9 protein-coding genes are annotated in these 9,600 nt (G+C 62.8%); 4 read left to right on the top strand and 5 right to left on the bottom strand.

Annotation, left to right across the window (positions count from 1 at the left end; all coding sequences use genetic code 11):
* Window positions 1-1,431: 3-hydroxyacyl-CoA dehydrogenase family protein (locus tag RTX98_RS17730; RefSeq protein ID WP_312798128.1), on the top strand; the 1,431-nt coding region annotated here is incomplete at its 5' end.
* Window positions 1,431-2,636, top strand: coding sequence for a 3-oxoadipyl-CoA thiolase (gene pcaF / locus RTX98_RS17735; RefSeq protein ID WP_312798129.1), 1,206 nt, complete (start codon window positions 1,431-1,433; stop codon window positions 2,634-2,636). The genes RTX98_RS17730 and pcaF, both read left to right, overlap by 1 nt.
* A gap of 41 nt (window positions 2,637-2,677) precedes the next feature.
* Here pcaF and RTX98_RS17740 read toward each other — a convergent pair whose 3' ends face one another.
* The 4 genes from RTX98_RS17740 to RTX98_RS17755 all read right to left on the bottom strand — a co-directional run bounded on the left by RTX98_RS17740 (window position 2,678) and on the right by RTX98_RS17755 (window position 5,900).
* The gene (locus RTX98_RS17740; RefSeq protein WP_189506804.1) at window positions 2,678-3,277 is read right to left on the bottom strand and encodes a DUF1989 domain-containing protein; all 600 of its coding nucleotides are present in this window, start codon (window positions 3,275-3,277) and stop codon (window positions 2,678-2,680) included.
* Window positions 3,277-4,023: a guanitoxin biosynthesis heme-dependent pre-guanitoxin N-hydroxylase GntA gene (gene gntA, locus RTX98_RS17745; protein WP_312798130.1), complete on the bottom strand. Its 747-nt coding sequence runs from the start codon at window positions 4,021-4,023 to the stop codon at window positions 3,277-3,279. Before gntA ends, RTX98_RS17740 begins: the two co-directional genes overlap by 1 nt.
* Window positions 4,024-4,127: 104 nt before the next feature.
* The gene (locus tag RTX98_RS17750) at window positions 4,128-5,123 is read right to left on the bottom strand and encodes an MDR family oxidoreductase (RefSeq protein WP_312798131.1); all 996 of its coding nucleotides are present in this window, start codon (window positions 5,121-5,123) and stop codon (window positions 4,128-4,130) included.
* A 33-nt stretch (window positions 5,124-5,156) separates the two neighbouring features.
* Window positions 5,157-5,900 (bottom strand): FadR/GntR family transcriptional regulator, encoded by a 744-nt coding sequence (locus RTX98_RS17755; RefSeq protein ID WP_312798132.1) that lies wholly within the window; start codon window positions 5,898-5,900, stop codon window positions 5,157-5,159.
* Window positions 5,901-6,091: 191 nt separating this feature from the next.
* On the opposite strand from RTX98_RS17755, the gene RTX98_RS17760 reads away from it, so the two are divergent.
* A complete protein-coding gene (locus RTX98_RS17760; RefSeq protein ID WP_312798133.1) occupies window positions 6,092-7,510 on the top strand; it encodes an FAD-binding oxidoreductase in 1,419 nt (472 codons plus the stop codon).
* 11 nt (window positions 7,511-7,521) lie between these two features.
* Window positions 7,522-8,460 (top strand): nucleoside hydrolase, encoded by a 939-nt coding sequence (locus tag RTX98_RS17765; protein WP_312798134.1) that lies wholly within the window; start codon window positions 7,522-7,524, stop codon window positions 8,458-8,460.
* Window positions 8,461-8,472: 12 nt separating this feature from the next.
* Here RTX98_RS17765 and RTX98_RS17770 read toward each other — a convergent pair.
* Window positions 8,473-9,600, bottom strand: a 1,128-nt coding sequence (locus tag RTX98_RS17770) for an acetate--CoA ligase family protein (RefSeq protein WP_312798135.1), incomplete at its 5' end; no start/stop codon positions are given.

Raw genomic sequence — 9,600 nt, forward strand, 5'->3', positions numbered from 1 at the left:
GAGGGCGATCTTGTCAGCGCCGCCATGGCCCTCGCCAACAGTCTCGCGGGCTGCGAACCGCGCCGAACCGGTTCGCTCGCCGTGCCGGCTTTCGATGAAGGTGAAGCGCAAAAGCAATTTTCTGCCGTGGAGAAGAAAGCGCGCGGACAGCAATCGCCGGCTGCTGCCGCACGCCTTGTTCTCCAGGCGGCACAGATGCCCTTGGATGAGGGGCTGGCCGCCGAGCGCGCATGCTTCCTCGAACTGGTTCAGTCCGATCAATCCAAGGCGCTGCGGCATGTCTTCGCCGCCGAGCGCGTTGCTGCAAAGGTGCCGGGCCTGGAAGAGGTCAAGCCTCGGGCCGTTCAAACCGTCGGCGTCGTTGGCGCGGGTCTGATGGGCGCTGGCATTGCCGTCGCCTTTCTTCAGGCAAGCTTCACGGTGCGCGTCGTCGAGCGCGACGAGGCATCGATGGAAGCCGGGCGCGTTCGCATCGAAGGTCTATTTGCGCGGCTGGTAAAATCCGGCCGCATCAGCGAAGCCGATCGCGCCGAGCAACTGGATCGCCTGAGCACCTTCGCCGACCGGACGGCGCTTGCCCCCTGCGATCTGGTGATCGAAGCCGTGTTCGACGATCTTGCGGTGAAAACGGAGCTCTTCGCCGAACTCTCCACCATCGTCCGCCCGGACGCCATTCTCGCGACCAACACCAGCTATCTCGATCCGGACGAAATCGCAGCCGTCGTGACAAATCCCGAGCGCTTCCTTGGCCTGCACTTCTTCTCGCCGGCCAATATCATGCGGCTGGTGGAAGTGGTTCGCACAGCACAAGTCGCGCCAGATGTGCTGGCAACCGGGCTTGCCGTCGTCAAACGTCTCGGCAAACTCGGCGTGGTCAGCGGCGTGTGCGAAGGTTTCATCGGCAATCGCCTGTTCACAGCCTATCGCCGCGAATGCGACTTCATGCTGGAAGACGGCGCGCTGCCGCATGAGATCGATGCGGCGCTGGAAAACTACGGCTTCGCCATGGGTCCATATGCCGTCAACGACCTTGCCGGCCTCGATATTTCCTGGGCGCGCCGCAAGCGTAACGCAGCAACGCGTGATCCGAGCGAGCGCTATGTGACCATCGCTGACCACCTGTGTGAAGCCGGGCGCTTTGGTCAGAAAAGCGGCAAAGGCTACTACGCCTACCCGGACGGTCGCCGCATGGTCGATCCCGAAGTGACCGCTATGATCGAACAGGCGTCTCGAGAGGCCGGTGTCGACCGCCGTCCCTTTGAAGCCGCCGACATCGTTGCGCGCGTGCTCGACGGGATCGTTTCCGAAGGGCGCAAGATCCTCGACGAGGGCATCGCTCGGCGCGCGTCCGACATCGATCTCGTTCTGATCAATGGCTATGGCTACCCCGCTTGGCGCGGTGGGCCGATGGTTCAGGCAGGAATTCAGTAATGGTCGGCAACGCTTACATCATCGACGGCTTGCGCACGCCCATCGGTCGCTATGGCGGCAGTCTTTCCTCGGTGCGGACGGACGATCTTGCCGCCCACCCCATCCGCGCCTTGATGCAGCGCTTCCCGCAGATCCCGGCCGAAGCGATAGAAGAAGTCGTGCTCGGCTGCGCCAACCAGGCGGGCGAAGACAATCGCAACGTCGCGCGCATGGCGGTGCTGCTTTCGGGTCTCACCGAAACAACCGCAGGCACGACCATCAACCGGCTATGCGGCTCCGGGCTCGATGCGGTCGGCTATGCCGCGCGCGCTATCCGTGTGGGTGAAGCCGATCTGATGATTGCTGGCGGCGCGGAATCCATGTCACGCGCGCCCTTCGTCATGCCGAAGGCAACGACGCCGTTTTCCCGTCAAAACGAGATCCATGACACGACGATCGGCTGGCGCTTCGTCAACAGGCTGATCGAGAAGCAATATGGCATCGACTCAATGCCCGAAACGGCGGAGAACGTGGCCGAAAGATACGGCATCTCCCGCGCCGACCAGGATGCCTTTGCGTTTCGCAGCCAGGCACGCGCCCTTGCGGCTCAAGCCAGCGGCCGCTTTGCCCGCGAAATTGCTGCGGTCGACGTTTCAGCCGGTAAGGGCACGACGATCAGGGTCGATCGCGACGAGCATCCGCGTCAGACCACGCTGGAAAAGCTCGCCGCTCTCGGCACCCCGTTCCGCCCGGGCGGGACGGTGACGGCGGGCAATGCCTCCGGCGTAAATGACGGTGCGGCCGCGCTGTTGATTGCATCGGAAAGTGCCGTTGCAAAATACGGCCTGAGCCCGTTGGCCCGGATCACGGGCATGGCGACCGTTGGGGTTGCGCCCTCGATCATGGGCATCGGCCCGGTGCCTGCCACGCAGAAGCTTCTCGCAACCAAGGGGCTTGGCATCGGCGACGTCGATCTAATCGAGCTCAACGAAGCCTTTGCGGCGCAGTCACTTGCCTGCCTTCGCCAACTCGGCCTTCCCGACGATGCCGATTTTATCAACCCGAACGGCGGCGCGATTGCGCTTGGCCATCCTCTCGGCATGTCCGGGGCGCGCCTGGCGCTGACAACGGCCATCGATCTGGCAGACAGAAAGGTGCAACGCGCGGTAGCGACCCTTTGCATTGGTGTCGGCCAGGGTATCGCGATGTTGTTGGAACAACCCTAGCGGGCAGCGTGCGCCTTGCGCGGCGCACGCAAACTAAAGGTTCAACGCACTTCGTAATGGATCGGCTTGAAGCTACCGCCGTTGCTGGCCGGCGCGGAGCATGCAGTCAGCCCGATGATGAGATCCATTCTGGCCACGAACACGATGCGGTCGCCGGCCTTGCTCAGCGGTGGCAGGACCTTGAGCTTGCCGGTTTCGCCATCCACCGGCACGTTCATGAAGCAGTTGAAGGCAATCGGGATAGCGTCCTCCTCGATCCCATACGGCTGCAACGCTGCAGCCAAATTGCCGAGGCAACCGCGATGCGGTGGCTCGTTGTCATAGCACATGCGGAACGTCGCTTCGGAACACGGCGTCAGCAGAAAGTCGTGCCGGCCGACATCGTCCTCCACAATCTCCAGCATCACGTTGGAGCGGTTGGAGTAGAGCTTGTCGCCGGTTGTGAGATAGATGCGCTCGGCATAATCGAGCGTGCGCCCGGATGACAGCATCTCGCGCTTGTCGGCAGCATTGATCGCTAAGAGATCGGCGACCTGCGCGCCAAGCGCGTCGATCACCGTCAGCGTCTGTCCGGCCTTCATTTCGAACGCGTCGCCACTGCGCGGCGGGATGACGTGGTGGTGATGATGTGCATGATCCATCACGAACGCTTCTTGTTGTCCGCGCCCACCGTCGCGGGCTCAAGCACCACTTCCGCTTCAGCCTTTCGGCCGAACGGGCAGCGCCAGTCATCGTTGACGGCGCGTCCGCTGTATTGCCGCGCCTCAGAAATCGAGCCATGTCGCGCCAGCATCGGGTTGATGTCGCCGGCGAGCTTTACGTCGCGATCGAGGATCGCCTTGCGCAGTTTCTCATAGCGATTCTGCTGCCGCAGCATTTCGAACTGATCGTGCAGGTTGAACACCATCGTCGGCCGATCAAAGCGCCGCGCGGGACGGCTGGCATTGGGGTGCAGACCAACCACAAAGAACGCTTCGCCGCCAAAGCTCAACGAGAAATGCGGGTCGTCCGGATCGGAACTGACGCGCGGATCATGCTTCTGCCCGCGCCAGGCATCCTTATCGGCCAAGGACTGGACGCGCTCCCATAAGGCCGTTTCAAACGCGGTTTCGCTGAGATCGTCAGGCCCTTCGAACACAACGGCAAAGCTGGTGAACAGCGTCGGATCTTTCGAATAGGCCCAGGCGAACTGCATCAAGGCATCCTGGATTTCGACATCGTTCCAGGCACTCCGAATATCGCGTGCCGAGTAAACGGTCATACGACCCTTCTGCGCCGCAGATTTCGCGCCGACGCAGGGAAATTCCGGATCAAGAATGAAGTCACGCAAATGCTCTTCAGCGCTCGGCAACGTCGGCTGCTCGAGCACAGCATGATTGGTACGCATACAAATTCCTATTGTGGAGTCCCTGAACCGATGGAGGATGGGTTGGTTCCGACCGGTCGAAGGGCTCCTGACAGGAGTGGCAGCGCCTACGCGAAAGCCGGGAACTAAGCCGAGACGTCTATGACAACCCTGCCTCGCACGTTGCCCGCCAGTATCTCGTCGCCAAGGGTCTGGATCTTCGACAAAGGTTCTACCCTCGTCAGGGTATCAAGCTTGCCAGGGTCCAGATCCCGGGCAAGACGCTGCCAAGCCCGATCACGTTGGCTCGCCGATGCCATGACGGAGTCGACGCCGATCAAAGCAACGCTGCGAAGGATATGCGGCAAAACGGTTGCGGGAAGATCAGCACCCCCAGCCAGACCGCAGCAGGCGATCGCCCCGCCCCGGACCGTTTGAGCCAGCGCATTGGCAAGGATCGTCGAGCCCACGGCATCCACGCCGCCGGTCCATCGCTCCTTCTGCAACGGACCACCCTTGGCAGAGAGATCTTCACGGCTGATGAAGTTGGTGGCTCCAAGACCGGTCAGGAAGTCGTGTGTTTCCGGCCTGCCTGTTGCGGCCGTGACGGCGTAGCCGCGCGCCGCCAGAAGGCTGATCGCAACCGACCCGACGCCGCCGGCAGCACCCGTCACCAGCACCTCGCCCTCGTTCGGCTGAATGCGACCCCAGTCTTCGAGCGCATCAACACAAAGCGACGCGGTATAGCCGGCTGTCCCGATCGCCATGGCTTGCAAAGGCGTGAAAGCATCCGGCAGGCGCGTCAGCCATTCCGGCTTGAGGCGCTGGAACCGGCTGTAGCCACCCCATTCGGCTTCCGACAGACCCCAGCCGTTGACGACGACCTTGTCGCCTTGCTTCCAATCGGCTGAGCGGCTTTCCACCACCGTGCCGGCCAGATCGATGCCGGCGACCATTGGAAGCCTCCGCGCGATGCGCCCCTTTCCGCTGACCGCGAGACCGTCCTTATAGTTCAGCGTTGAATAGGCAATTTCGACGAGAACATCGTGGTCGGGCAGATCCGACTTGGACAGATCGCGAAACGCGATGGTCTGATTGCCTTCAACATTGTCGATAACCAAGGCACGGAACGTGTCGGACATGGCATCTTCTCCCAATACGGTGTGGTTCGGTGATCAGCCGGCGCTTCGCGCCGCGCGAGCGGTCAGCGTGGCATTGTACATCGCCCGCAGATAATCGAGCAGCCGCTCCAAAGCTTCGATGGCAGACGGGGCATCGCGGCGGCGCACCGCGTCCAGCATGTCGCGATGGAAGGACACGACCGGCTGGCGCTCGCGCATGCGCACCACGATCATGTTGGTAATGGGGATGAAGGCCTCGATCACCGTATACATCATGAGTTCCAGCGGCCCGTTGCGGCTGGCGCGCACGAGCGCGCGGTGAAAGCGAACGTCGGAAGCGCAGAACTCTTCGTCGCTCGTCGCGCTGTCGCTTTGAAGGGCGATCTCGGCTTCCATAGCAGCAAGCTCGTCCTCGTTGCGGTTGGCAGCGGCCAGCCGGCAGCAGATTGCTTCTGTTTCGCGACGCGCCGTGATGATTTCGTCGATATCAAAGGCGCCGACGCCGACCAGCAGCGTCGCGGCGGCCGTGATGGTTCCCGACAGGCCTGCAGGATCGGGACGCATGACAAAGGTGCCACCGGACGGACCGCGCTTCGACTGGATGAGGTTCTGCGCCGCCAGCCGCTTTAGCGCTTCGCGCACCGTTGGCCGCGAAATGCCAAATCGGCGCGCCAGCTCTTCTTCCGTCGGCAAACGCTCATCCATCTTGAGACGGCCGTCCAGAATGGCTTCGCGAATGCTGTCGGCCACCTGCTTGGCAACGCTGCCGCGCACCACGCCATCATAGTTCAGGACCATCTTCGCTCCTCTTTGCCGCCCAGCATGGCAGGGTCGGGCGGCCAAATCCAGTTTAAATATAGGTTTGACAAATATGGTTGTTTGTCTCACCCTTTGATCCAACTTGGCCGCTTGTGAGTTGCCGTTGTGACTGCCCTCACCTTCCTCTTCACCTGCATGAGAGCTTGTGCCGTGCCGCCGCGGCGTCATCCATGATGCCTGAGAAGCGACTTGAGTTTGCTACGCATCTCCGCGCGCATCTCGATGCCAATGCCTTTGTCGAGGGCGCAAATGTCAATCCCGCGAATGCCACCGACGGGACGCGGGTGCCCGGCATTCCACCTTCCCTCCTGCTGCGCCCAAGGCATGCTGCGGATCTGTCGATGATCCTGCAAACCGCAACAAAGCTGCGTCAGCCGGTGGTTATTCAAGGTGGCCTGACCGGTCTCGCCGGCGGGGCAAGGCCGCGCCATGGCGAAGTCGCGGTTTCGCTGGAGCGGATGCGCGGCATGTCGGCGGTCAACGTCGCCGAAGGCACGATCGAGGTGGAAGCGGGCGTTCCCCTGCAAGCGGTGCAAGAGGTCGCGCAGGCAGCTGGGTTCATGTTCGGCGTGGATCTCGGCGCACGCGGAAGCGCGACCATCGGCGGCATGATCGCCACGAATGCCGGCGGTATCCGCGTCTTGCGATACGGCATGATGCGCGATCAGGTCGCCGGACTGGAAGGCGTGTTGGCCGATGGCACGATCATCGACTGCATGCGCGGCCTACCCAAGGACAATGCGGGCTATGATCTGCGGCAGTTGTTTATTGGCTCGGAAGGCACGCTCGGCGTCGGGACGCGTGCGAAGCTGCGTCTGCGCCCTGCTCCAAAAAGCGAACGTGCGGCGCTGCTGTCGCTTGGCTCTGTCGATGATGCCATCAAGCTGCTGGTGTTCCTTCGAGAGCGGATCGGCGACCTGCTGGCGGCCTTCGAGATCGTCTTTCCAGATGTTTACGCCGGCACCATCGCGCATATGGGCATCGTTCCACCGCTGCCTCCAGGCGCCGGCCTCTATGTGCTGACGGATATCCAGGGACAGATGCCCGATGCCGATCTTGAGCGCTTCCACGCCGCACTCGGCGACGCCGTTGAGATCGGATTGTGCAGTGACGCCATACTGTCCTCGTCGGGACGCGAGTTCGAGACCCTTTGGGCAATCAGGGACGGCGTCAGTGACTATGTTTATGCGCAAGGCCAGTCTTACGGCTTCGACGTCGGCATCCGGTTGAACGCAATGAACTGCTTTCTTAAGCTGGCCAACGATCGTGTTTCCGCCATCGATCCTACGGCCCGCGCCTTCATCTTCGGCCATCTCGGGGACGGCAATCTGCACTACATCGTGGAAACCGAGGAAGGCGCTGATATCGCACAGGCCGTGCTGACCGCCGTCGCCGATGCTGGCGGCACGATCACTGCCGAACACGGGATCGGCACCGACAAGCGGGATTGGCTGCATCTGTGCCGAAGCGAGGCGGAACTTGCCGTTATGGGCCGCCTGAAACGCGCCCTCGATCCTGCCGGCATTCTCAATCCCGACCGCGTCATCTCGACCTCCGCAGCGTACGGCAACGACACGCTTCTACCCTGAAAGGCAAGGCCATGGCCGACAAGATTATCATTGACACCGATCCCGGGCAGGATGATGCCTTCGCCATCCTTCTCGCTCTGGCTAGCCCGGAACTCGAGGTTCTCGGCCTTACGGCGGTCGCCGGCAACGTGCCTTTGTCACTGACCGAAGTGAATATCCGCAAAATCTGCGAACTGGCAAAGCGCACGGACATCCCGGTCTTTGCTGGCTGCGACCGGCCGATGCAGAGGGCGCTGCGCACGGCCGAACACGTGCATGGCGCAACCGGCCTTGATGGCGCGGATCTGCCAGACCCGACCATGCCCCTGCAGGACCAGCACGGCGTCGACTTCATTATTGAAACGCTGCGCCGCGAAGCGCCGGGCGCGGTGACACTGTGTCCGCTCGGGCCGCTCACGAATATTGCTACCGCGCTGACACGCGCTCCGGATATCGCTTCGCGCATCCGCCGGATTGTCGCCATGGGTGGCGGCCTGTTCGAAGGCGGCAACATCACTCCGGCGGCGGAATTCAACATCTGGGTCGATCCGGAAGCGGCGACGATCGTGCTGGGCTCCGGCGTTCCGCTGACCATCATCCCACTCGACGTCACGCATAAGGTTCTCACCACGCGCAACAGGATCGCAGCCATCCGGGCGATCGGCACGCCGCTAACGGAGGCTGCTGCCGGCTGGCTGGAGTTTTTCGAGCGCTTCGACGAAGCCAAATACGGCACCGACGGCGGCCCGCTGCATGACCCCAACGTCATCGCCTGGCTGCTGCGGCCCGACCTCTACGAGGGCCGGCTCTGCAATGTGGAGATCGAAACCGAATCCGAGCTTTGCGTCGGCATGACGGTGGTGGACTGGTGGGGTGTCACCTCGCGCGAAAGGAACGCGACCTGGATCCGCGACGTCGATGCGGACGGCTTCTTCGCCCTCCTCACCGAACGCCTGGCGACCTTTCGCTGAAACTGCGGGCGCTCAGGCCCGCAGAATGAGAGAATCCAGCAGACGGATCCCCTTGCCTTCCTGAAGAACCGCGACGGGATTGAGGTCAATCGCCTCAATAGCCGCTGAATGCCGCTCGCCGAACTCTGACAGCGCGACGATGGCATCGACAAGCGCTTTGCGGTCGGCCGCCGGCGCGCCGCGCATGCCGGCCAGCAGCTTGGCGAGGCGCGTACGCGCGATCATGGCCTCGGCGCGCTCGGCATCGATCGGAAGAAGATCAAAGGCAGCGTCCTGCATCAGTTCGGTCAGGGTTCCGCCGGCACCCACCACCAGACCAAGACCGAAGGGCGGATGCTGAACGAGGCCGAGCAGAACCTCGACGCCGCCGGCGACCATTTCCTGCATCAGTACGCCGTCCAAACGCGCATCCGGCGCGTAAGCCCTGGCCGATGCCATGATGCGCTCGAAAGCCACGCCGGCTGCTTCACCACCGTCCACGCCGAGCACGACTCCGCCCGCTTCGGTCTTGTGCGCGATGTCGGGTGACGCGATCTTCATCGCTACCCTGGTTCCAATCCGCTCGGCGATCGCTGCGGCTTGATCGGCGGTTGCCGCGACTTCGCCGATCGGGCCGGTCAGGCCGATACCAGCGAAAATGGCGCGAGCTGCGGCTTCGCTGATTGGGCCTGGTTCAGCATCGAGCGGTGCATTGCCCTTGCTTGCCTGGTGCCATGTCACGGTTTGGCTTGCCGCCTGGCAGCGCGCGACGGCCGTCAGCGTGGCACGGGTGCCCTGAAGCCGGACCGCATCGCCATAAGCAGCGGCAACGTCGGGATGCAGGCCGGCCGAAAGGTTCGACATCGCAATAACAAGCGTCTTGCCCTCATAGGCGGCGACGGCGCCCGCGATGCCGGAATATTCGGCTGCAATGGCAGGAGACAGGCCGGGCGGCGCATCTTGCGCGGCGATCGTGACGGCCACCTTTGGATCAGCATCCAGAGCGTCCAGCGCCCCACGATAAACATTGGGATCGCCGAAGGCGGCACCGGTTACATCCAGCGGGTTTTGCGGCGTGGCGAAATCTGGAAGCAGCACACGCAGGCGTTCCACCGTTTCCGGCGCAAGGGTTGCTAGGTGCAGCCCCACTTCGCTGGCGAT

Source organism: Tianweitania sp. (genome assembly GCF_032053605.1).
Lineage (GTDB): Bacteria > Pseudomonadota > Alphaproteobacteria > Rhizobiales > Rhizobiaceae > Tianweitania.